At 39.6% G+C, this 25,253-nt stretch carries 21 protein-coding genes and 1 pseudogene; all 22 read right to left on the bottom strand.

What is annotated here, in order from left to right; all coding sequences use genetic code 11:
• Positions 1–10 precede the first annotated feature (10 nt).
• Positions 11–979, bottom strand: a pseudogene (locus AC0L7Q_RS18570) (RHS domain-containing protein); the annotation flags it as partial.
• A 98-nt stretch (positions 980–1,077) separates the two neighbouring features.
• A complete protein-coding gene (locus AC0L7Q_RS18565; RefSeq protein ID WP_409425674.1) occupies positions 1,078–1,392 on the bottom strand; it encodes a hypothetical protein in 315 nt (104 codons plus the stop codon).
• Entirely contained in the window at positions 1,392–1,658 is a 267-nt protein-coding gene (locus tag AC0L7Q_RS18560; protein WP_169021075.1) for an immunity protein Tsi6 family protein, read from the bottom strand. Before AC0L7Q_RS18560 ends, AC0L7Q_RS18565 begins: the two co-directional genes overlap by 1 nt.
• A gap of 5 nt (positions 1,659–1,663) precedes the next feature.
• Positions 1,664–3,670, bottom strand: coding sequence for a polymorphic toxin type 46 domain-containing protein (locus AC0L7Q_RS18555; RefSeq protein WP_413403568.1), 2,007 nt, complete (start codon positions 3,668–3,670; stop codon positions 1,664–1,666).
• Between the two features lie 231 nt (positions 3,671–3,901).
• Positions 3,902–4,165, bottom strand: a complete 264-nt coding sequence (locus AC0L7Q_RS18550) for a hypothetical protein (RefSeq protein WP_301562866.1) — start codon at positions 4,163–4,165, stop codon at positions 3,902–3,904.
• A gap of 10 nt (positions 4,166–4,175) precedes the next feature.
• A complete protein-coding gene (locus tag AC0L7Q_RS18545) occupies positions 4,176–8,492 on the bottom strand; it encodes an RHS repeat-associated core domain-containing protein (RefSeq protein WP_413403566.1) in 4,317 nt (1,438 codons plus the stop codon).
• On the bottom strand, positions 8,492–9,337 hold the full coding sequence (locus AC0L7Q_RS18540; protein WP_409425670.1) for a hypothetical protein: 846 nt from the start codon (positions 9,335–9,337) through the stop codon (positions 8,492–8,494). Before AC0L7Q_RS18540 ends, AC0L7Q_RS18545 begins: the two co-directional genes overlap by 1 nt.
• On the bottom strand, positions 9,334–10,359 hold the full coding sequence (locus AC0L7Q_RS18535; protein ID WP_409425669.1) for a hypothetical protein: 1,026 nt from the start codon (positions 10,357–10,359) through the stop codon (positions 9,334–9,336). The genes AC0L7Q_RS18540 and AC0L7Q_RS18535 overlap by 4 nt, the downstream gene beginning before the upstream one ends.
• 2 nt (positions 10,360–10,361) lie before the next feature.
• A complete protein-coding gene (locus AC0L7Q_RS18530; protein WP_413403563.1) occupies positions 10,362–10,652 on the bottom strand; it encodes a PAAR domain-containing protein in 291 nt (96 codons plus the stop codon).
• A 38-nt stretch (positions 10,653–10,690) separates the two neighbouring features.
• Positions 10,691–11,050, bottom strand: a complete 360-nt coding sequence (locus AC0L7Q_RS18525; RefSeq protein WP_054201386.1) for a hypothetical protein — start codon at positions 11,048–11,050, stop codon at positions 10,691–10,693.
• On the bottom strand, positions 11,050–12,903 hold the full coding sequence (gene tssI / locus AC0L7Q_RS18520; protein WP_075170036.1) for a type VI secretion system tip protein TssI/VgrG: 1,854 nt from the start codon (positions 12,901–12,903) through the stop codon (positions 11,050–11,052). The genes AC0L7Q_RS18525 and tssI overlap by 1 nt, the downstream gene beginning before the upstream one ends.
• A gap of 74 nt (positions 12,904–12,977) precedes the next feature.
• Positions 12,978–13,457, bottom strand: coding sequence for an Hcp family type VI secretion system effector (locus AC0L7Q_RS18515; RefSeq protein ID WP_138605861.1), 480 nt, complete (start codon positions 13,455–13,457; stop codon positions 12,978–12,980).
• 220 nt (positions 13,458–13,677) lie between these two features.
• A complete protein-coding gene (tssH, locus tag AC0L7Q_RS18510) occupies positions 13,678–16,296 on the bottom strand; it encodes a type VI secretion system ATPase TssH (protein WP_413403560.1) in 2,619 nt (872 codons plus the stop codon).
• A 22-nt stretch (positions 16,297–16,318) separates the two neighbouring features.
• Positions 16,319–17,308, bottom strand: a complete 990-nt coding sequence (gene tssG, locus AC0L7Q_RS18505) for a type VI secretion system baseplate subunit TssG (RefSeq protein WP_010389368.1) — start codon at positions 17,306–17,308, stop codon at positions 16,319–16,321.
• Positions 17,305–19,131: a type VI secretion system baseplate subunit TssF gene (gene tssF, locus AC0L7Q_RS18500; protein WP_413403558.1), complete on the bottom strand. Its 1,827-nt coding sequence runs from the start codon at positions 19,129–19,131 to the stop codon at positions 17,305–17,307. The genes tssG and tssF overlap by 4 nt, the downstream gene beginning before the upstream one ends.
• Positions 19,128–19,613, bottom strand: coding sequence for a type VI secretion system baseplate subunit TssE (tssE, locus tag AC0L7Q_RS18495; RefSeq protein WP_010389371.1), 486 nt, complete (start codon positions 19,611–19,613; stop codon positions 19,128–19,130). The genes tssF and tssE overlap by 4 nt, the downstream gene beginning before the upstream one ends.
• A 15-nt stretch (positions 19,614–19,628) precedes the next feature.
• Positions 19,629–20,408 carry a type VI secretion system accessory protein TagJ gene (locus tag AC0L7Q_RS18490; RefSeq protein WP_413403556.1) on the bottom strand — a complete coding sequence of 260 codons (780 nt, stop codon included), beginning with the start codon at positions 20,406–20,408 and terminating at the stop codon, positions 19,629–19,631.
• A gap of 2 nt (positions 20,409–20,410) precedes the next feature.
• Complete coding sequence (gene tssC / locus AC0L7Q_RS18485; RefSeq protein ID WP_418157359.1) at positions 20,411–21,637, bottom strand: type VI secretion system contractile sheath large subunit; 1,227 nt, start codon at positions 21,635–21,637, stop codon at positions 20,411–20,413.
• Positions 21,589–21,936 carry a type VI secretion system contractile sheath domain-containing protein gene (locus AC0L7Q_RS18480; RefSeq protein WP_418157358.1) on the bottom strand — a complete coding sequence of 116 codons (348 nt, stop codon included), beginning with the start codon at positions 21,934–21,936 and terminating at the stop codon, positions 21,589–21,591. Before AC0L7Q_RS18480 ends, tssC (AC0L7Q_RS18485) begins: the two co-directional genes overlap by 49 nt.
• Before the next feature lie 37 nt (positions 21,937–21,973).
• Positions 21,974–23,464: a type VI secretion system contractile sheath large subunit gene (gene tssC / locus AC0L7Q_RS18475; RefSeq protein ID WP_010389377.1), complete on the bottom strand. Its 1,491-nt coding sequence runs from the start codon at positions 23,462–23,464 to the stop codon at positions 21,974–21,976.
• Entirely contained in the window at positions 23,461–23,964 is a 504-nt protein-coding gene (gene tssB / locus AC0L7Q_RS18470) for a type VI secretion system contractile sheath small subunit (RefSeq protein WP_010389380.1), read from the bottom strand. Before tssB ends, tssC (AC0L7Q_RS18475) begins: the two co-directional genes overlap by 4 nt.
• Before the next feature lie 15 nt (positions 23,965–23,979).
• Positions 23,980–25,095, bottom strand: coding sequence for a type VI secretion system protein TssA (gene tssA / locus AC0L7Q_RS18465; RefSeq protein ID WP_413403553.1), 1,116 nt, complete (start codon positions 25,093–25,095; stop codon positions 23,980–23,982).
• Positions 25,096–25,253: the final 158 nt, after the last annotated feature.

The following is a 25,253-nucleotide window of genomic DNA, read 5'->3' as shown; positions in this document are numbered from 1 at the left end:
GAAGTCCAGTGTTTGTATTGCTTATCTCTGATTCTTCATAACCATACACATCCGCTTGGTTTTCCCATACCACTTCTGCTTTGTTATTAGTAACAAAACGCGGAGTATTCAATTGGTCTAGGTGGTAGTAATACACCTCGCCTTGCTTAATCAGCGCGACTGGGTGAAATTGGTTTGGCAGGTTGATATACCAAGTATATTCACCGTGTTGGTATTCGCCAATTAACTGGTCGTTATCCCAAATGTAGTCAATTTTGCCCTGCTCGGTGTGCTTGGCGATACGCCGCCCGAGTGGGTCGTAATCGTATTGAGTAAGCGTACCGTTGTTATTAAAACAACTAAGCTGATTAAACGCGTTGTATTCACGACGGGTTTTTATACCTTTACCGGTTTCGCGTATTTGGTTACCAAATTCATCGTAATGAAAGTCGCTGTCGCCAAAGTGAGTTAAACGGTCGGCATCAGTGATGCCTGTAATAACCCCATCGTCTTCGCTTAGCTCACTGGCTGCGGTTGCTACATTTGAATCGTTATACTCACTATGAATTACATTACGTGTGCTTTCTGACTGACTGCTTTCAACCTTATTGCTGGCGCCACTAGCATCGCTCTCATCATTGTGCTGAGTAGTTTGCTGCTCGGTTAATTCGTTATTTTGTACCCTTGACTGGCTGACAGGGTTACCAAAGCTATCCCACTGGTATTGGGTGGTTTTTGTGTTCTCAGAACTTACTAGATTTTGCTGAATTAACTGCCCAAGGCTGTTGTACTCAAAATTAATATTATGACTACTAACGCCTTCCTCTTTACGCGCAATCAGCTGGTTTACACTATCGTAATTGTACGTACAAGTATCAAATAGTGCTTGCGCAGGATGGGTTAACTGTTGCTGCGTTAAGCGGTTAAATACATTAAATTGTTGGGTAAGGGTTACGTCATTACCAAACTTTTGCGTTTGAATATTACCTTGACTGCATAGCCATAAAGAGTTAAGCAAAATTGCCAAAACCTTTAAAACTTCTATGTTGTTAAAGAGCATTTTATCTTATGTTTAAAATGAAAGTATTGATTGTTTGATTAAGCAGTCTTTATTACTGTATAAGTATTAAAGCAATCAATTGTATTCTTTTCCTCATCTATTTTTATACTATCAGGAAAGCTAAATACTCTCCTTAGCTCATCAAAATTTATATCTTTCTCTAAATGGCAAAAATAACCAGTTCTATTGATGCCCCAAATATATTCATTAACAGACTTATTACCATGCCCTATTAAAAAATCTACAACTGGCTCTAGGTGTGAATAGTCAGCCTCACCCTCACTAGGGTAATCCTGTATTTTAATTTTTTCAAATGAGACAGGAATAGGTACTAACTTACTAACTTTTCTCACTACTCCATACTTAACTTAAAAGCGATATTTTGGCACTTCTTTAATATTTCTGAAAATTCAGGGTCACTTTCTTCAAATTCACGAACTGCGAAATGCCCTAAAATTATTTTCTCCAATTTACTTCGATCAGGTTCAGAACCGTTCAATATCATCTGTAAATAGTGTAGTTGTTTTAAAATGCTTTTATAAATATCAAAATCAGGAATGTTTTTTAACCTTTTTTCAGTTAAAGATATACCTTCTTCTATTGTTTCCAAGCGGCTCATTTAAGTTATCTCTTCTTTTTAAAAGCTAATTTATTAGCAGTAAAATATTGTGTTCCACCACCTTCTGTTGGATATGATTCCCCCCGAACAGACCAGAAGTCATCAACCGCTTTTGCTCTACTTCTAAGGGCTGGTGTATCTTCTTGGGCAATATAAACACCTTTAATTTTAGGCTCTATACTATTTAATGCTCTATTTGTACCCATAGGGCTTATGCCTAATTGAGTTGGCGTGATATTGGGATCATCTGAATAATAATTTCCTTGTGGTGCTCCGGGTGATTGAAACTGATAGAAGACTTGACCGCTCTCAATCATGACTTTTTCTACCGGGTGAGCAAAATCAATTCCTGTAAGATGTGATGGAATATCTTCTTCCTTAAAGCCTTGCGATTTATAAAACTCAAAAGCCACGAGTTTACGTTGCTTAATAGTATCAGCAATAGGCGTTTCTTCTTGCTCGCCCTCCTTACAACTCAGCCCAAACGGATCTACCCAATTCACCGGATTCGGTGCATATTGATAGTGGTTTATGCCACCCACTAAGCCAATAGGATCTTGATTTATAAAGCGCTGTTGTTTAGGGCTATAATAACGGTAGCGGTTGTAGTGTAAACCGCTTTCTTCATCTAAATACTGCCCTTGAAAGCGGATTGGCTGAGTGAAGCTGTTTTCTTTATTAAACTCAGACTCTGTTTTTAGTTCTTCGTAGCCATACGCATCGGCTTGGTTTTCCCATACGACTTCTGCTTTGTTATTGGTAACAAAGCGTGGGGTATTAAGTTGGTCTAGGTGGTAGTAGAACACCTCACCTTTTTTAATCAACGCGACTGGGTGAAATTGATTTGGTAGGTTGATATACCAGGTATATTCACCGTGTTGGTATTCGCCAATTAGCTGGTCGTTATCCCAAATGTAGTCAATTTTGCCCTGCTCGGTGTGCTTGGCAATGCGACGTCCGAGTGGGTCGTAGTCGTATTGAGTAAGGGTGCCGTTATTATTAAAACAGCTTAATTGGTTAAACGCGTTGTATTCACGGCGGGTTTTGATGCCTTTACCGGTTTCGCGTATTTGGTTACCAAACTCATCATAATGAAAGTCGCTGTCGCCAAAGTGGGTTAAACGGTCTGCATCAGTGATGCCTGTGATAACATCATCATTATCACTTAAATCATTGGCTGCGGTTGCTGCATTTGAATCGTTATATTCACTATGAATTACATTACATGTGCTTTCTGACTGACTGCTTTCAACCTTATTGATGGCATCGCTATCATCATTGTGCTGAGTAGTTTGCTGCTCTGTTAAGTCGTTATTTTGAATTTTTGATTGGCTAACTGGGTTACCAAAACTATCCCACTGGTATTGGGTAGTTTTTGTGTTCTCACCACTGGCTAAATTTTGTTGAATTAACTGGCCAAGGCTGTTGTACTCAAAATTAATGTTATGACTACTAACGCCTTCCTCTTTACGCGCAATCAACTGGTTTACGCTGTCGTAATTGTACGTACAGGTATCAAATAGTGCTTGCGCAGGATGAATTAACTGCTGCTGTGTTAAGCGATTAAAAACATCAAATTGTTGGGTAAGGGTTATGTCATTACCAAATTGTTGCGTTTGAATATTGCCTTGGCTGTCGTAGCTAAGCGCTGCAAGTTCAACAGCCGTGCTGTTGCCTTGCTGTAAGTGAATGCCACTCAATTGGCCAAATTTATTGTAGCTATATTTAAGCGTACTTGAATCTGGCAAGGTCAGTGATTGCCTTCTGCCGTAGTCGTCGTAACTGTATTTTAAGGTGTGCGCTTGTTGCTGATTATGTACTTGCTCAGCATGCAGTAACCGCCCGCCTTTATCAAACTGCTGCTTTAAGGTTGATTGTGCATTGTGCGCACGAGTAATTTTACCTTGCAGGTTATAGTTGTAGTAATTGGCATTATTAACGATGTGAGTATCGGTTGCCAAACTTGCATGCTGCGCAATCACGCGCCCTAGTTTATCGCGCTCTATTTTCACATGGCGTTTATCGCTTTGTGTAACCGAGGTTAACCGATTACAAGCATCGTATTTATATTGCTGTTAGTCACCAGCATAAGCAAATTGCCTAAGCCATTTAAACATCCATATTGTTAAAGAGCGTATTGATCTTATGTCTTAAAGTGGGTGCCTGTTTTATTTCTTTCGTTTTATCTTGGGAAATAATCTAGACATAAATGAGCATGGCTTATTGCTAAACTATAAAACGAACTAAATTGGCACGCCTCGGTCTGCACCTGGTTTAATTATAAGATCATTATCACGCAATCGTTTACGACATTCATCGGCAACAAATTCTAATTGATTTAGATCAGATGCATTTCTATCAAAAAGACTTTTATCTATACGATAATACTCTTCATAATCAACTTTACGATTACTTACCGGAATAGACACATAATAATCACCAGAGCTTTCTTCAATACCAACCGAAAAAAACTTTTCTTTAGAAAAAAATAAATCTTTAAATTTCATAATATTACCCTTAATCTTTTACGTTCTTAACACTAAACCTGCTTGTCGGAATATCACCAACGTCTATCACAGCCTCAGAGCTACCATCCGGTAATCTTCCACCAACAAGCCATTGATCATTAGCACCAGCTTCATTACCTGAAGGCATTCTAAGCCCCAAACTATCAGGATCCGCAAAATCAACACGCATTAATTCATTACCCTCTAACATCTCTCGAGGTAAACCTATTGCTTCAGCTAGCGCACCGGGGTCTCCAGCAGCTTGAAACATCAATGCATCAGCTTCACTATTAGGCATAACAAATGAAGTTCCATCACGCTGCCCCGGTCCATATTTTTCCAAATTGGACTTTGTCATAAATCGTGAAGCTCCACCATTAAACTGCTGAATATGAGCATCAATATATGACTGAGGAAGATATTTAGCGGGCTTTGGCCGAACACCATTTTTCATATTTTGTACTTCTTGCATCATCTGGTAACTGGTTGAAGCTTCAGAACTATTTTTAAAATGTCCTTTAGTATTTTTCTGAAAGGTATTCCATGTATTCTCTTTACAACTCAACCCAAACGGATCCACCCAATTAACCGGATTTGGCGCATATTGATAGTGGTTTATGCCACCCACTAATCCAATCGGGTCTTGATTTATAAAGCGTTGTTGTTTGGGGCTGTAGTAGCGGTAACGGTTGTAATGTAAGCCGCTTTCTTCATCTAAATACTGCCCTTGAAAGCGGATTGGCTGAGTGAAGGTGTTTTCTTTATTAGTGTCAGCGTCGGCTTCAAGCTCTTCATAACCATACACATCGGCTTGGTTTTCCCATACCACTCCTGCCTTGTAATTTGTCACAAAGCGTGGAGTATTAAGTTGGTCTAAGTGGTAATAATAAACTTCGCCTTTTTTAACCAATGCCACTGGGTGAAATTGATTTGGTAGGTTGATATACCAGGTATATTCACCGTGTTGGTATTCGCCGATTAACTGATCGTTATCCCAAATGTAATCAATTTTGCCCTGCTCGGTGTGCTTGGCGATACGCCGCCCGAGTGGGTCGTAGTCGTATTGAGTAAGCGTGCCGTTGTTATTAAAGCAACTTAGCTGATTAAACGCGTTGTATTCACGACGGGTTTTTATGCCTTTGCCAGTTTCGCGTATTTGGTTACCAAATTCATCGTAATGAAAGTCGCTGTCGCCAAAGTGGGTTAAACGGTCTGCGTCTGTAGAGCCTTTAATAACTCCATCGTCTTCGCTTAGCTCACTGGCTGCGGTTGCTGTACTTGAATCACTGAACTCACTATGAATTACATTACGTGTGCTTTCTGACTGACTGCTTTCAACCTTATTGATGGCATCGCTATCATCATTGTGCTGAGTAGTTTGTTGTTCGGATAACTCGTTATTTTGAATTTTTGATTGGCTAACTGGGTTACCAAAACTGTCCCACTGGTATTGGGTAGTTTTTGTGTTCTCAGAACTTACTAGATTTTGCTGAATTAACTGGCCTAGGCTGTTGTACTCAAAATTAATGTTATGGCTGCTAACGCCTTGCTCTTTACGCGCAATCAACTGGTTTACGCTGTCGTAATTGTACGTACAGGTATCAAATAGTGCTTGCGCAGGATGAGTTAACTGCTGCTGTGTTAAGCGGTTAAATACATCAAATTGTTGGGTAAGGGTTACATCATTACCAAACTTTTGCGTTTGAATATTGCCTTGGCTGTCGTAGCTAAGCGCTGCAAGTTCAACTGCATTGCTATTGGCTTGCTGTAAGTGAATAGCACTTAGCTGGCCAAATTTATTGTAGCTATATTTAAGCGTACTTGAATCTGGCAAGGTCAATGATTGCCTTCTGCCATAGTCGTCGTAACTGTATTTTAGGGTATGCGCTTGTTGCTGATTATGTACTTGCTCAGCACGCAGTAACCGCCCACCTTTATCAAACTGCTGCTTTAGGGTTGATTGTGCATTATGCGCACGGGTAATTTTACCTTGCAGGTTATAGCTATAGTAATTGGCGTTATTAACGATGTGAGTGTCGGTTGCCAAACTTGCATGCTGCGCAGTCACGCGGCCTAATTTATCACGCTCTATTTTTACATGGCGTTTATCACTTTGTGTGACCGACGTTAAGCGGTTGCAAGCATCGTATTTATATTGCTGTAGCGTACCGTCAAATCCAGTAACTTGCGTTGGGTTTTCGTTAGCGTCATAGCTTATACGGTATACATGGCCGTCGCTGCGCTCAATGGCGGTTAAGTTACGCTCTTTATCGTACGTTAAATGCAGTGCACTGCCATCGGGCTGAATAACACAATGTGGCTGGCTTAGCCCTTCAAAGTGTTGCTCGGTGGTATCACCCTTACTGTTTTGCGAGCTAATTAACCGCCCTGCATCATCGTAACTAAAATGTTGATGCTGTTTATTCTCAGGGTCTTTTTCGTCAAAGGCAATAGTTTGCGCAAGCTGGCCGTGCTCATTGTATTTATATTGAGTCAGCAAACCTGCGTTATTAATAGTGGCATTTACACGGCCTAAACTGTCGTAACTATAACGAATAAGCTCATCATTATGGTGTTTGGCTAAAAGCTCGCCTTGCTCGTTCCATACAAATTTAGTGACTTGACCATTTTTATTTATGTGCTGGGTTAGCTGTCCAAATTTGTCATAGCTGTAAAGTATGGTGCGACCGTCACCAAAGGTTTCACTTTGCAGTAAACCCGCTACGCTATATTTACGGGTAATGGTTTGACCATCAGGCAAGGTGGTTAATACACGCTGACCTAATTGGTTGTAAGCAAATTTAGTAACACTGCCATCTGGCTGCGTTATTGATTCTAACTGGCCATAAGGGGTATAACTGTATTTTATTTCACTGTTATCTGGCTTTATTTCCGTTATTTTTTGACCTTGTGCGTTATAGCCGTATTGCCACACATTACCATTTGGGTCGGTGTGCTTAACTAACTTACCTTGCGCGTTATGTACAAAGTGTTCTTTATGCCCACGCGAGTCTATACAGGTTGTTTCACCAGCGTCTAAATTATATTCAAACTGATATGTATAGGTGTTGTTATCGCCCCATTGTTTTATACACTTAGCACTTGATGAATAACTGTCCCATTCAAAATGATGGCTAAAACCACTGGCTCGGGTACGCTTGGTTAATAAGTTAGCGGCGTTATAGCCATAATGCTCTGTTTCACCTTGTTGATTGGTCGCGCGAACGAGGTTTTTGTTTTCATCATAATCATATTGCGCAAGTAACGGCGTTAGTAATACTGGCTTGTTGTTATCACCTGTACGATAAGCCGAAATGTTTGCCAGCAACCCTTGCGGGTTATATTTTAAAATACAGCCACGCGCTTTATTTACCTCAACGCGATGCAAGCGCTCTTTCGCATCGTAATAAAAACCAATACTTTGGCCTTTTTCATTAATAACTTTTTCGAGCAACCATGAGTTCTCGCCGGCTTTAAACGTAAGGTGTTGATCATCTGGGGTTACCAATACTTGCTTACCATTAGTTTGGTAATGCAACGCCAAATTACTGCTTAACTGATAGCTCGATTGCCCCGGTTTTACTTTTTCAAAGCGGTGTTTAGCGCCATGCTCATCTTGGTATTCTAACCAGTAGGTGCCCTTTTGTTTTGGGCCTACTTTAGGTGGCGGTAAATAGTGCTCAGTTAACTGCACCATAAAATCATGTCGCCAACCATTACCCATCACACTGCATACATCCGCATGCGATGAGCGGTATAGGCGTCGCCAAATTAATTGTTTGCTGCCTGCTAAGGTGAAATCAATAAGCGGCAGTATTTCTTCACCCGAAAGCATAGAAACTGGATCAGAGCGACACTCTTGTTGGGTGATAGGTTCTTCGCTTGGGGTATTATTACTTGCACCGCCACTGTTTTTAGCCGGCGCTTGAGAGGCACTTTTACCTGAGGCTGTTGAACTGCTCTTACTATTTGCCTTTTTACCTGCTGCGCCGCTATTGGTGTTATCACTTACCTGAATGGCCGACTTAGCTTTTTGGTGATAACAACTAATAGTACCTGCAACCAAAGCTTGGGTTAATACACTTGCGGTTTCACGTGCTGACGCACCGCGCGAACAGCTTACTCCTGCAAGGTTAAGCAAGTTAATAACGTCTAAACGTTTAGCTGCGTCGCTTGTAAGCGCACTGCCTACTTGCGCAATTTGATTTTTGGCACTTTCCGGCGTGTTAGCTACTACAGCAACAAAGCCCGACGGCGCAGAACCTTTACCTGCGACGAGGCAAATTGGGTAACTTATTCCCTGTAAAACAACGGTATTACTTTGCATTAGCTGTGTACTTCCTCACTTATCCATAAGTATGATGCTGCACCTTGATGCTTAGCTTGCTCCTGTGAAAGCATTAATGCATAACTAAAATGCTCAACAATTGCAGGGCTTGTGGTTAATTGGTACAAGTTAACCAACCCTTCTAGTGCGCCTATTTTCCCTAATTTATAATTGGGTAGTTCGTAATATGTGTGCTCATCAATTAAGCTAGTAAGTAGCTGTAAATTGTTTAGCCAACTATCATCATCTACCCCATTTCCTGGTGCAAAAATTAGATCTATCTTATTCTCTGTTTGTTCAGCTAATCGCGTAAGCATACCTGCTAGCTGATTATGTTTGCTAAAATCAATAGATGCTGCAATTTCATGGCTTACCTGCGACCACCCACAAGGCACCATTTCAACTAGAGCTAACGCGCCACCTACACCTTGATAAACAAACTGCTGCTGTTTATTTGCTTTAAAGGTTGCATCTAAAGCAATTACATTGAATTTTTGCCATTTTTTTTCATCGGCCAAGGCTATAGCAGAGTGCGCGGCTGTTGCACCATGAAAAATAAGCTCATTGCTATGATTGGGGTATAGCTGTTGTAAGCTCTGAGTTAATAACTGTTTTAGCTCATCTTGAAATGATAACGCTGGTAGTAACCAGATCATCGGCAATTTGCTGTCTGTGACTTCTGCCATTAATTCTTTAGATTTAATTATGCAATCGTAAACACAGGCATCCCAAGACTGCCATTGCAGTTCATTAAAAACAGCACTGTTATCGTCAAATAATAATGCATCTACGCTGCTAATATTTGGGGCAGAAAAGCATACCATCTCTATTGAAAATGCACTCATGATGCCACCTCGTCCTGAGCTTTATTGGCAGCGAGGTGTTGATAATAGCGATATAAGTTAAACACCCCTTGGCTATAGCTATCCATGGCTGATAAATAAATGGCATTAGGCACTTCATCAAGAGGGTGTCCTGCAAGCAATCGTAAACTCGACATGGCGGTTTCATATTTAGGCCAGTTATGTTTTAACTGCTGCTGAAAATCTATTAACGCGCTTTCATCGCCTTGCCAAGCAAGTCGTTGAATATCGTACTCCACTAGCTGATCGAGTTTATCACCTAACATGCGCCTTATTAGCGCAATAATTAACGCGGGTTGCTCTACCTGTTGTAATAAAGAATTGGCTAAAACAATCAGTTTTACAAAACCGCTTTGTAATAAAATATGCAATGTTTGATCAACCGATAAGGTATTACTAGCATGATTGCTTAAGCTATTTACTTGCTCAAAATTTAACGACAACAAAAATAACGACATTAAGGGTGATAGATGCGCTTGCTCAGTTAATGCATCAAAAATAGCCGTTAATATCTGTCTATCGTGGTGCTGCGCAAGGCTGGTAATTTGATTTATAGTTGCCAGTGTTTGCGGCGGAATTTCATCATCAGCACTGTAAGCAAAAAACAAGGTGTTTAAATTTAATAGCCGAATTAAGTTAAAGCTATGCTGTTGAATAACCACTTTATTTATAATGATTTTAAAAAAAGCACTCAGCGCTGGCTGATTAAGCAATTCATTTATAAATATAATATTTTTATTTTGTGGCAAGTTAGCCATGACTTCAATACATGCTTGGGCAACTAATTCATCGTTTTTGGTATTAGTGATTATTTCGACTAGCTGCTCAGTGGTGGGCAATTCAAGGTTATTTTTTTGATTATTGTTTTTTGCGTTTACCCAACAGTTTTCTAATAGGGTTTTTCTTAAATAGCGAACATGACCTACACACGTAAACGGGCACAATTGAGCGTTACTAATTTGTAGTAATTGTGCTTGATGATCACTTAAATAGGTCGCTAGCAAAGTTAACCACCAATTAAAACAGTTGGGTTGCCCGCAACGATTTTTCCGCCGTGGCCACTATCATCGCCCATTCTGGCCGCGGGTTTGCCATTAATTTTAACGCTCCCCGAGCCTGTTTTTACGCTATCTGGCGGGCCAATACACACTATCATGTCGCCTTTGCGCGCCGCGGGCATGCCACCTATTAACACATTGCCAGAGCCGGCAACTATAGGTCCACCCACATGTGGCACTTTAGCGGTCACTTTAGGGCATACATGCATATGACCAATTGTAGCAGCGGGTTTACCCATTTTGACTCCTTGTCGTATCTTTGCTTGTTTATGAAAGACTATTCATACAGTGGAATAACTAGTAGCTTGTTAGTCGTTACTAATAGCGAAATTTCTTCAATTAGCTCATCTTTACTGTGATCAGCAAGTGCCACTGTGCTTTGAGTTGCATATTGATATAAATTTGAAATTACATTTTCACTATTAAGTGAATCACTTAAATGAATAAAAAACTGCTGTGCATAATAGCCATTCATTGCTTTTAAATGACTTAACGCAGGGCTTAGTAATGGATCATCTGGCCTATTTATTGGTAAACACACTAAATGCGGTAAACCATAACGGCAGTAAACAACGTGCCCGTTATTTGCAATGCCATTTCTAAACCCTGATTGAAAGTTATTGACTATTTCCATCATTAATTTAACTTAATTACACCAGCAGATAAGGTAATGGCACTGCCATCTACTTTTACATTACTGCCTTTAATATCAATGTTTGTTCCTTCAATAGTGATATTGCCACTACTGCTCATTTTAATTTGTGCAGAGCCTGTTTTAATCACTATTTCGTCACCCGCTTCAATATTAAGTGTTTTACCTACTTTTAAGGTATCGTTTTCACCCATTTCCGCAATACGGTTTTTTGTAACGTTAAGATTGTCATTATTAAGAATTTCAACATTACGATCGTTATCTATTTTTTCGTTTTGATCGTTTTTAACGTAAAGCTGTTTATCTTTTTCGGCTTGCATATACACAAGCTCGCTACCTTTTTTATCCTCAAAGCGCAGTTCATTAAAATTATCTGCTCCACCTTCTTTAGTTGAGCGAGTTTTTATACCACTTTGCGTTTTTTCGCCCGGTAAAGCGTACGGAGGCATTAAGTCTGCGTTATAAACAGCACCGCTTATAATAGGTTGATCTGGGTCGCCATTAATAAAGTCGACGAGTACTTCTTGACCAACGCGGGGGAAGAAAAAGGCGCCCCACTTTTTGCCAGCCCAGTTTTGTGCAACTCGGATCCAACATGAACTTTTAGAATCTTTTTTACCTTCACGATCCCAATCAAATTGCACCTTTACGCGGCCATATTGGTCAATCATAATTTCATCGGCGCTATCACCCGTTACAATCGCCGTTTGCACGCCGTTAATAACCGGTTTCTTTTTACTCACTTGCGCTCTGTATGGAATGTCTTTTGGCACACATTCAAAGTGATTAGAATACACTTCATCACTTGATGATTGTAAAGCGCCTGATTGGTTTGGTACTACAATCGATGTCATCATCGAGGTAATAGCAAAGGTTTTACCTTCAAGGCGTGGGTCTTCATGTTTTTTGAAGCTAAACAGTTTACCAACAGAAAATGAGCGACAGTCACTGCGCCCGCTTGAGAGCTTCATGTCTCTTTGTAGTGACTCTAATTGTACAGATGCCAAATTAGCCGCGCGAGGATGACACTCTGCCTCTGCTGTATATTCAAAAATTTCTGATACCGATTGCGTGGGTAACTCGGCATTTGCTTGCTCTGCATCAGGGTAACGCGACGGCTGTTTAAAATCGTAGCCTAAACGCTTAAAGCTGCCTGGCGCTAAGCTTAATCCACCTTGCCAACGCGAAACATGAGATTCGCTTAAATGGCCAGTTGAATGAACAACTTTAGCCTCACCACATGTTTCATAGGCAGTGATATCATCTGCCAAAACTAATGTATGGTTACTTTTTGTATGCTCAAAGAAGTAAAAAATACCTTCGCTTTGTAATAAGCGTTGGATAAAGTCAAAATCTGACTCTTGATATTGCACACAGTATTCGTATTTGGGGTAGGTTTTACTGGTTTTGTCTGAAAAAGCCACATTGTGTTGGCCAAACAAATCAGCAAATATATCTTTTATTGTTTTCTTTTGGAAAATGCGGCTGTTCTTGCGATTACGCATAGAAGCGGCAAAAGGCACAATGGTAGCTTGATAATCAATGTAATTTTTTTGTTCGTCAACGTCCGCAGTGCGGCTGCCGTTAGAAACAAGCTGGCTCACAATACCGTGATAATAACGCTCTCCCCCACCCTCGGCATTTTTTACCTTTATCGATACCGGTTTGCCAACCAGATCTTCATGTGCGATTTGTTGGCCTATGGTGTACATATTGGCCGACATAACAAACAAATCTGACATGGCTTCTTGTGCAACGAAGCGTGTTAAATAAAGGGCGTCTTTACCAACAGGGGTACTAATTTGAATTACGTTTTTATCTTGTGTTGCTTTTTGCATTCCTTGCTTTTCCCATCCTGAAGATCAAAAAAAGCTCTGAGCATAAGCCCAGAGCTACAATCGGGTAACAAATATTACATTTGTTGACCTTTAACACCGCTGTAACCATATACTAGTGGTGCAGTGATGTTGTTTTGATCGTCAGTAGGTGTAACAGTCATCATCATTTCAGTGTAGCTGATAGTGATTGTTTCAATTGGACGGTCGTTTTGAACTGATACTGAGTAGCTAGAGATCATGGCATCTGTAAGTTCGATTTTCATGATTTCTTCAACTTTATCACCTTGTTTAGTGATATGGAAAATAGCAGGTAGACCTTTACCAATAGTTGCTTCTTTGAAAAGATCCGGAGATGCTTTATCTTGAAGTTTAGTAATAGTCACATCGCCTAGACGAGTAGAGCTAGATTCACGGTCCATTGCTGTACCAGTCGCTGCACTAATCTCACGGCTAACGTTCCAATCTAAAGATAAAACTGTAATTAAATCTTTGAAAGACTCGGCAGTAGTTTCGCCTTTGATTGAACCGTATTTTAAATATGTATTTGCTTGCATTTGATAATGCTCCTTTTTATTAAACAATATTATCCATTATGTGGATTCGTTTACTTTGGTTACCCAAAATTCCTTGAAATCATTATCTCTAAAACAGCAATGAAAAGGTCTTCAGAATTCCTTTCCCTAGATGAAGACAATGTCTCAAAAATTCCATGTTTCTATATAAGACACACGAATTATAATGCTCTAAAACTAAAGAAACAACCATAAAAACAGGTTATTTTAAATTAACTTTAGTTAGCTCAATATCAAACTCATTATCCTTAATTAACAATGAGATAGATGTCACCTTTTCACCATCAACCATGCTCGAAAGCAAAATTTCAGACAATAGTGGTAGTACTTTATTCTGTAATATGGTGTGAATATTTCTTGCACCCGAACCGGCATTTTGACAATTAGCAATAATGTGCTCAATCACGTCATCGTTATACGTTAATTGCGCATCATAATGCTTTTTAACACGCTTAATAATTTTGCTAATTTGCAGCGCTGCAATTTGGGTCAGAATTTCATCACTTAACGGAATATAAGGAATAACATTAATGCGCCCTAAAAATGCGGGTTTAAATGCGCCTAATAAATCATCTTGTAATGCTTTTAATAAACCTTTAATACTCGGCTTACTTTCTTCATCTTCAAATAAGCTCATTGTGGTATCAGTACCCACATTTGAGGTCATAATAATGATGGTGTTTTTAAAGTCGATGTCTCGGCCTTCACCGTCTTTTATGGTGCCTTTATCGAATACTTGATAGAAAATATCTTGCACGCCTGGATGGGCTTTTTCCATTTCATCAAGTAGCACTACACTGTATGGTTTTCTTCTTACTGCTTCGGTTAAAATACCGCCTTCACCATAACCAACATAACCTGGAGGTGAGCCAAGTAGTAATGACACTTTATGCTCTTCTTTAAACTCAGACATGTTAATAACTGTTACGTTATCTTCACTGCCATACACTTCTTGTGCTAGTGAAAGCGCGGTCTCTGTTTTACCAACACCGCTTGGGCCTGCCAGCATAAATATACCATTAGGGCGACTCTCGTCTGCTAGCTGAGCACGGGAGGTTTGTACCACTTTAGCCATAAGTTCAAGCGCATGATCTTGGCCAACTACGCGTTGTTTCATTTGCTCAGCTAAATTTAAAATGCCATGAATTTCATCTTCATGCATTTTACCAACAGGAATACCAGTCCAATCAGAAATAACCTGTGCAATCAACTCTTCATCAACTTGCCAATGCACCATATTATGTTCGTACGAGGCTAGCTTAAGCTTGCTTTCTTTTAACTGCTCAAGTACTTCAGCAGAAGAGTCTGCATCATTGGTGTTAATCGATTCTAGCGCTTGGTTTAACTCGGCAACTATATCCTTCTCAACATTGAACTGCTCATTTAATGGTTCCAGTTGCTGTTCAATCTCAACTAGTTCAGATTTAAGTGCTGATAATTGTTCGCTGTGATCTAAACCAGTTTTTTGCTCACGATTCAGCATTAAAACTTGCGCTTCAATTTCACTAAGCCTGTTAATTAACTGCTCAATCGCATTAGGTGTCGATGCTTGGCTCATAGCAACACGAGCACATGCCGTATCTAACAATGCAACTGCTTTATCGGGTAGTTGCCTAGCAGTAATGTACCTGTGCGATAGATGCACTGCACTTTCAAGTGCTTGCTCTGAAATAAACACTTTATGATGTTTTTCCATCACAGGAACTAAACCACGCAGCATAGCAACCGCTTTTTCTGGTGTTGGCTCTTCAACTTTAACCACTTGGAAGCGACGTGTTAGCGCAGCATCTTTTTCAAAAAACTTTTTATATTCAGCCCACGTTGTTGCAGCAATAGTGCGTAACTCCCCTCTTGCTAGAGCAGGCTTAAGTAAATTGGCAGCATCATTTTGACCCGCTTGTCCGCCACTACCAATCATAGTGTGAGCTTCATCTATGAAAAGAATCACAGGATCAACAGCGTTTTTAACTTCATTAATTAGCGACTTCAAACGATTTTCAAATTCACCTTTCATGCCCGCACCTGCTTGCAGCAAAGCCAAATCTAGGCTGTGCAACTTAACGTTTTGTAATACTGCAGGTACGTCTTTTTGAGCAATCCTTAGGGCAAGTCCTTCAACCACAGCGGTTTTACCTACACCCGCTTCACCGGTTAAGATTGGATTGTTTTGACGACGTCTGGTTAAAATATCTACCATCTGACGTATTTCGAAATCACGGCCTAAAATTGGGTCTATTTTTCCCGCTTTTGCTTGAGCGGTTAAATCTACGGTAAATTGATCTAAGGTTGGTGTTTTAGATGAACCATTTGCAGGTGTTGTAGCACTTGCAGTGGTGGTATTACGTTCTTGTGATTGGGCAACAATTTCAGGCCATGCATGTAGTAGTTGTCCAGGTTCTATATTATTGAAAAGCTTGCTACAACGCGTTACTAAACTAGACAAGGTATCGTCTTTTGTGAGCGTGTAAATAACGTAAGCACTTCGGATTTGCTCATCAGTAAATTCTATACTGGTGCTTAGCCATGACTGTCTAAGTAAAGTAGTAACATGCACCGACAGACTAGGCGACGAATCACTGCCTGTTTTAAATGACTCTAATGATTGATTTAAATCTTGCTTTACCTGATCAATATCAATATCGAAAGCACCGAATATGAGTCTAACATCGTCTAGTTGCTGCTCAATCATAGCTAACAACCAATGCTCTAATTCAACCGTAAAATGGCTGCGGCTATTACAAATTGCGACCGCTGCTTCTAAGCTCTTTCTACAATCTGGACTTAGTTTCTCAACTAATTTATTTAATGTCATCGTTGACATACACTGTTCCTTTTAATTTTAATTATCCTTTAAACGATAACTTAGTAGGGTTAAATTTAGGGGTGTTTTTACTCGCCATTAAAAAGCTATTTGCGCCTAGTTGGCATTCACTTTTTGACAGCTGCACCGCATCAAGTTGTTGAAAATCTGATTCAATTACAAGTCGAAATGAAATAGCATTGCCGGCATAGTCTTTGACAATTTTTTTAGCTAATTCAAATAACTTGCCTTTAGGTAACAAGGATTTTGCTTTATCAAAATCGCGGGTACTGATATGGATCTCGATATTAGAAGAAATATCCCATATCTTTTTACCAATTACCGTATCAACACCTAAGCGGGCATGTTGTCCCTCATAAAGGCGTTCACTTGCTAAACATGTTTGCTCTTGTGGCTTCAAATCGTGCCACTTACCTATCATTTGTTTAATGACAACATCACAGCCAAGATATGAGCTCAGTACACTTTTTAAGTCAAAAGCATTGCGAATTTTTCGGCTATAAAGGCCTGAAAAGTGCAACTGATGTTCATCATAACCGCCGCTTAAAAGCCCTAATATTTGCGTGTATGGGTCTTTGTTTTTATCTTTATTTACATGATTTAAAGACGGTTTATATTTTTTCCACGCTCGATAATATAAAGACACCAAACGGTGATTAAACATGTCGTAAAAGTCGCGCATAGTTGTATCTTTATAGCGAAGACGCTGCATCACCAGTTCGCTATAAAATTGAGGCAAAGCGCCCGAGCAACCCGTTAATCCCATAAAAGAGATCTGCATGTTGACTTTATGTAAGCCATCTTCAAAGCTTGCTTGTTCTAATTTTGTGATAGCGTTACCTGGGTAACCAAATTTTTGAGTTGCGGTAAACTTAATTAACTCTTGCTTTGGACTACTGTCATACCCTACGTAGCGATACTCCAATCCATGCTTTTTCAGCTGGTTTTCAATAATGAAAACCGCTTTATAAAAGTCAACTTGTGACGCTTGAGAAATAATATGTTGGATCATATTAACGGGCTTTCCCCAACTCGCGCAGGCCATTGGTAATACACTTGCTCTTGTTCTTTTAGCCTTAAACTAACGCGAGTAAAGCTATTAATTGCTGCAAATTGCGCAAAGAAATGATCGAGGATAGAAGCAAAGAAAAACATGCCACTTCCTGAAAAGTCATCATTGGCGAAGGTAATTTCAATTTCACTACCTGTCGCAAAGCTTACTCGTCCTTTTTGCACAACACGAGCCGTTGCAGGTTCTACAGCCACACGGTAAATATTATCAATAAGGCCTTTTGTCTGTGGAGATGCTCTAAAGTCATAAAGGCGTAGCACTTCTTTTAGCTTGTTGCACGCATCATCTCCACTAAACGCGTCGAGTGTTAAATGATTAACTAATTGCCAACGAGTTGCATCGGCTAATATTGGTCTAACGGCATGAGTAAATGGAATTAAACACCTAATTTTTTTAATTACATCGCCGCGTTCTGGCATCAATAAGCCTAGCTCGTCGTCTCCAAAAGGCATGCTTGCAGGGAGGTTTCGATTACTGCAATTAGCACGTACGGTTAGGACCGTGTTCCCTTCAGCATAATCCATAGCACTATTTTCAAATCGTGCATCTACCAATGATAGAAACGATTCGGTGCCTGACTCAACATAGCCACCGGCCCATGAGGCGGTTTCTCTGCGGATGTGCCAAAACAAATCATCATGGCCTTGATATCGTGGATGAGTTTGTCCATAAAACGGACAAACTATTTGTTTATTTCCCTTATGATCAAAGGCAATTACTTCTGAAATACCAATTACTTCTGAAATCTCAGAGTCCATATAACGCGGCGTTAATTGGTATTCGTATTCGCTCAGCTCAGGGCGAATAGGCTCTAGCTCTTGTTCAAACATATTAATTATGGGCGTACACCCCATCAAGAACATGTCTTTGTCTACTTGCTTTTCAAGCTCTGAAGATTCCGCATCAAGATAAATATACACAGTGCATTTATTAGAATTTTTAGGCAACGATGAGTGAATATTTTCAAGTTCAAAAAAACGAAACTTTTCAGGAAAGGTAAAGTTTTCGACGAGTAAGCGATAGCCGGCACTTGATCGCTGCGAATACGGTACAACCGCTTCATTTGCATCAAAGCCAACCGCTTTAAGTTGAGTTTTAGAAAGGTACTTTATTCCCTCATCACCATTATCAAAAGCAATACCAATAGCGTGCTTAAACAATAATTCATACACTTTAAGCGTATGATGCCATTGACCATTTATAAATAATCGTAATTTTTCCAGCCCGGTTTCAGCCAGTGATACACCCGGATATTCACCGGTTAGCTCAAGTTTGAAAATTGACTTTGCTTTTTCATGCCAACGTGGTTTTGGTGCCACGAAAGGACTGTTATCAAATTGCGCACTGGTAATTTCAACAGGCCATAAGTAAGTTTCATAACAGGTTTGAAACTTACATTGCTTCATTGACTCAACATTGGTTTCAACTTCACTCGCTCTTGGAATGACCACGCCCGTTGTTGAGAGGTTTTCAGCCTCTAATTTAACCACCGACATTGAAGGAATAGGCGCTTGATAGTCAGGTAACATTTGCCCTAATAGAGCATCAGTAAGCTCAGGAAAGCTATCATCTAACTTTTGCCTAATATTAGCCGTTAAAAATGCGAACGATTCAATTAACCTTGATACATGAGGGTCTTCAATATGATCATCGCTTAGCTTTAATCGCCCGGCAACTTTAGGGTATTTTTCAGAGAAGTCTTTACCCATATGACGAACAAACGCCAATTCACGATTGTAATATTTTAATAATTCATCGTTCATAAAGAAGCCTCAATAATCTTCATCCCTAAGTTCACAGGCTCAACTTCTGAGTCAAAGCTAATAAACTCAGGCTCTGGATCTGCATATAGTAAAGCGTTTATTCGCAAGTTTAATACTCTATTTACGGGTACTTCATCGTCAGTAAATACCTCAACTTCAATGAACCTAGGCTCAAATTTCAAAATTGTATTTCTAACGGTTTCACATAGCAGTGCCCGCCCTTCGTGAGAGCTCACCGACATACTCGAAAAGTCAGGTAAACCATACGATAAGCAGGATGTTGCTAACTCTGCATATTGTGCTGGCCACGTGTGCCATTGAATTCGCGCATTTAGCAGCGCTTCTATGTCTCTGCGCACATTTTTTCTCAGCTCACTAATGCTGATCCCCTCAGTACGAGATGGGGCATCCTGAAAGTCTGGTTCATCGTCAATGAGCCTATCTAAAATGGATGCTTGAAGCTGCTGCTTATGCTCTATCATAATTATTTACTATGCTTACTCAGCTGTTTCTAGGGCGTTTATTTTAAGGTTTGGAACAGTGATGGCTTCATCGTTAACAAACAACATTTTCATTCCTTTGCCTATGATAAATTCGTCTTGCAGCTCTTCCCAATCAGATACCTGGCCTAGCTTTTCAAGATCTGTATTTGAGTTTGCGTAAACTAGTGGCAAGTGAGCCGTACCTGATGGACCGTCTTTGATGGTAATGTCAACGCGTAACCAAATACCCTCTAATAATGATGTTACAGGTTCTACTTTTAATGTTTCAATTTCATTAAAGTTAGCCAGGTAAAATTCGCCATTCGTGCCTAGCACTTCTAAATAAGGACTTAAGCTATCATCTAAATCTCGAATTGCTGATTGCTCGTCTTCAACACTCTCCAAACGAAGCGCTTCCATTTGTTGAGCAAGACTAGCTGCTTCTGATGTTTCACCTTCAAGCAAAGCAACATGCATTTTTAAAAACAAGGTATCTAGCTCATTAGCTTCATGAAAAAGTTTAGGAATACCTTTACCTTGATAAAAATCTACGCGTGATTGCTGGGCACGAATTAAATGCCTAAGGTTAACTGCACCTACAGCAAACTCTGGGTTCTTTTGCACCATAAAGTCGAGTTGTTTGTCTGCTTTTTCAAGCTCGCCATTAATGCAAAGTAATTCAGAATAAATACTTCTAATGTCAAAATTTAAAGGCTCATCTTGCAACTCGGTAGCGCAGCATAATAAAGCATCAGCAAGTTTTCCCTCGCGAATTAAACTGTGTATTTTTTTCATGATTATTCCTTTATTTTATGATGAGGACTGAGCTCTGTTATTAACTTAATACTCGAGACCATTTGGTCTAGCTGAAAGTGGGGCTGTAACTGCAAAACCGAAAAGTAATGCCCCGGATTTGCTTTATTTTCACTAACTTTTATTTTTGCATTACTCAGTGGATATTTGCTTCTAATATGCTCAGACGCGGAGTCTGACGCAGTTGTATAGTTATTTATCCACGCCTGTAAGTCTCTTTCACAGGCCTGTGCTGTGCTGTAAGACCCGACACGATCTCGGGCTAATAATTTTAAATAGTGCGCAAAGCGCGATACACATAAAATGTATTGCAACATAGACGATAAGCGCGCATTGATATTGGCAGCACTTGAGTCGTAATTTTTTGTTTTTTGAACTGATGCATTACTGTAAAAAACGATATGTTCCGTATTTGTAACCGAAGAAGCTGGGATAAAACCGAGCTCAGAAAATTGCTTTTCAAACTTACTGGTTACTAATAAATCAAGTGGCGGTTTTGCCTCTTTTTGATAGGTATCGTTCGCAAAGCTATCACGAGCAAGCCCTGTTACTAATCCCTTAGAGACTTTACCTGGCTCTATACCACGAATGTGACCAAACCAACCGCTGTCGCAGTAAGCTCTAATTATTGTTGATACAAACTGATACGCTGCACTGCCCCACAACATGTCTGTTTCTGGATTTTTTATTTGTTCTTTGAAGTAAAAATCTTGATGGCGCTTGCCATCATTAACATAAGGCGGCCTAACTAACACATGAGGCAACGTAAACCCCATGAAGCGCGCTTCTTCCATTTTTCTAAAACTTTGCCATTTTATATATTCAGGTTGTTCAAACTGATTAAATAAATCAGAGTAATAACCTAAATCTGAAAAACTATCAGCACCAAATAAATTAGCCGATGCCGAACATATAAAAGGAGAAAATGCTGCCGCTGCCGTTCTTGATACTTCTTTTATGGTATCAATATCATTGTAAATAGTGCCTGCTGAGCAACCATTACTAATTTCGTAATCACCAATTACAATACCAAAAGGCTCGCCTCCGGCACTGTCAAACTCGTTTTGATAAAGTAACTGAAAAAACATACTTTGATCAAAATCAATCGCTTTATTCACATCTTTAGAGAGCGTTGACCAATCACAATTGAGCAATTTAACTTTTACTTTTTTTCTTTGTCTTGTTGCTCTGTTTGTAACAATAACCACCATAGATTACGCCAGCTAGCTTCTAAGCGTTGAAAGCTATCTGCATGAATTATATGATTAAGTTGCGATGAAATAAGCTGATCGAGTTCAATAATTACACGTTGTAAATAAGGACTTAAAGACTCCTTATTCCAAGAAAGGGGAGAATCAGAAGAGCCTTCAAGCCATAACAATAACGCTTTATCTAGGTTTTTTTCATTTAAAAACCTATCGAGCAAAGCGTCATTATCACTAATTCGAGACTGTGACTTTTGTTGAAAAGTGAAGTCTTGATTTATAAATGAAAACTCTTCGTGATTCATTCTATTGCATCATCCTTAATGCGAGATAGCGGTATTATTAACCGATCTCTGGGATTTTAGCTACAAGACGTAAAGAAGACGTTAATTCTTCCATTTGTAACCAAGGTTTCAACCAAGCAACAGCGTTGTAGGCACCAGGTTGACCTGGGATCTCTTTTACAGATACTTTTGCATCTGCAAGAGGGTAACGTGCTCTGATGTCTTGACCACCGCCCTCTGTCGCATTTACATATGACAGAATCCAACGGTTTAACCATGATTCAACGTCTTCAGCTTCCATAAAGCTACCAATCTTATCGCGTGCCATTACTTTTAAGTAATGCGCAAAGCGAGAAGTTGCCATTAAGTATGGTAAACGAGCTGAAATAGCAGCGTTAGCCGTAGCATCAGGTGTTGAGTAAATTTTTGGTTTTTGACAGCTTTGACCGCCAAAGAAAACAGCATAATCAGTATTTTTATAGTGACATAGAGGTAAGAAGCCTAACTGACTTAACTCTGCCTCACGACGATCTGTAATGCCAATTTCTGTTGGACACTTAAGATCTGGATCACCATCATCACTAGTGAATATGTGAGTCGGTAAGCCTTCCACTTTACCGCCACCCTCTGCACCACGAATAGCAGTACAGAAACCGTATTGAGAAAACGCAGCGGTCATGTTAGTTGCCATAGCGTATGCTGCATTACTCCAACAGTAATCACCATTATCAGTGCTCACTGAACGACCGTCTTTTGGCTCAACTTCAAACTCTTCGTAGTTGAACTCTTCAACAGGTTTAGAAGCAGCACCATAAGGTAAACGCGAAAGGAAACGCGGCATAGTAAGTGATACAAAGCGTGAATCATCGCTGTCTCTAAATGAGCGCCATTTAGTGTATTCTAATGATTCAAATACTTTTTCTAAATCGCGTGGCTTAGTAAGCTCTTCCCAATTATCAAAACCGAATAAAGACGGTGAAGAGGCAGCAATAAATGGACAGAATCCAGCTGCAGCCACATTAGACATTAAGCTCAATGTTTCAACATCTTCAGGGTGATTAGTAAATTCAAAGTCACCTACGATAGTGCCATATGGTTCACCACCTGGGGTACCAAATTCAGACTCGTAAATTTTCTTGAAGGTTTGGCTTTGATCAAACTCAACGGCTTTACTTAAATCTTTATGAAGCTCTTTTTTCTTCATGTTTAAAACACGAATTTTTAATGTAGAACTTGTTTCAGAGTTCATCACTAAGTGATGCAAACCGCGCCATGAGCCTTCAAGCTTTTGAAACTCATCCGAGTGCATTACCACACTTAGCTGTTTTGAAATTTTTTGATCGATTAACTGAATAGCTTCATTAAACGTCACAGTCATGTTTTTATTCCATTGAACTGTGCCTTTTAACGCTTCTTCTGTTAATGTTTTTAGTAATTCTTCAGCACGGCTCGACTCTGTTTGTTTAGTCGCGCCAATTGCTTGCTCTAATAGTGAAGAACTTACTTCTGATACCGATTCTGATTCTGTTGCTAATTGTTCAGTGCTCATTTATCAGTCTCCTCTAAGTTAAGTTCTTTAGCCATCGAGTCTAAGCTTGCTGTATTACTTAATACTTCTTCGAGTACATTTTCAAGCTCTTCTGAGCGGTCAATCTTGGTCATCAAGTCACGCAGCTTGTTGCGCGTTTCCATCAATTTGCGTAAAGGCTCTACTTGATTTACAACCGCAGCAGGCTCGAAATCGTCAATCGACTTAAAGTTCAAGTTAACTTCAAACTGAGAACCATCATCCGTTAATGTATTGTCTACTTTTAAACGCAGAGAAGGACTCATACGTTTTAAAACATCATTAAAGTTATCACGATCAATTTGAATAAAACGTCTATCTTTTAGTGGTTTAAGTGCTTCTGTGTTATCACCAGAAAAATCACCCATTACACCTACTACAAAGGGTAATTCTTTTTTTACTGCCGCGCCCTCAGTTTCCACATCATAAGTGATATGTACTCTTGGTTTACGAACTCGTTTTAACTTATCATGGATACTCATTGAGAACTCCTTTTACTATGTTTCAGTTTCGCTGATCTTAATGCCAGACAACTTAAAGTATCCAGTCCTAGCATCACTATCTGTAATTAACTCATTTAATAACTCAGGTAGCGATAATTCGCTCCATCGAATAACTTGTTCTATCGTGTAAGACATTGGTGAATGAGGTTCAGTCTTTCTGAAAAATGTCGCAATTTCTTGAAGTTTTTTTATTGCGTTTTCTCTCGAATCAATCTCATCACTGACACGCTTTTTAGGTTGCGCTGAGTCTACTTCTATCTCATCCTCAACCACTTCTTCTTCAGGCTCAGCATTTGCCTTATCTAATGCAATTTGTGCTGCTTCAAGTTTATCTGCTGCAACATGATTTACCGCAGCTAAGCTCACTTCTAATGCTTGTTTAATATTAGATGTAGGTTGTGGCTCACCCGTCACCTTATCCATAACCTCACTCAAAGCGGCAAACTTTTCTATCGCATCTTCAATATCATTTTTTAAAGATACAAAAAACTCGGTACTGGTTTCGGCTGCACTTTTTTCAAGCTGTTCAAAATCAACGGCACCTTGGGTTATCTTCTTTTCGCGTTTTTCATCACTTAAACGTGAAATGTCATAACCTTGCTGATATTCCCAAAAAGAAAAAGGATCCATACTGACACTGTCTGTCATGTATATACTTTTAATTGGAATAATTAACGTACCTTCACCAGCACTGCCATTTAAGCCAACTAATGCAGATACTTTGTCTGAAATTTCATCACCGTCATCAAGTGTTGGATAAAGTGACTCAAAATGATGTTCCAAAAGGTGCTTAGCAACACTAAAACCAAACGCAATGCCTTTAAAGCCATGAACGCGGCATAAGCCTTCAATTAGCCAAGCTAGGTATTCTATATCTTTACTTTCGGTTTTAATTGCCTCACTACATTGCTCAAGTAGCGGAATCCAATCTCGAGAAAGCGAAGCAATTCCTTCTTCATCGACTAGCGCATTTCTTTCAGCCGCACGAAGTTGGTTTCTTAAATCTTTTAAGGCGTAGTAAGTAGACGTTGGAGAGACATCTGAGCGCGGATCAATACCTGCAAACTCAGTATCTGAAATAGGGGAAATATACTCTTCAAATAAAAACATTCCATTGTCCTAAATATTATCCATATTCTCTAAAGCTTAGAGCGGAGATAATATTACATTCTTTAAATTAAATTACAAGCTTCAGCACCATTGTGCCGATAAGCTGGCTAATGTTATTTTGTAAATAATTGAAATAACAGTTTTTTGTTCCTGATATA

The sequence above is a fragment of the Pseudoalteromonas sp. KJ63-1 genome (assembly GCF_055808145.1).
This window is presented reverse-complemented; position numbering and strand designations above follow the sequence as displayed.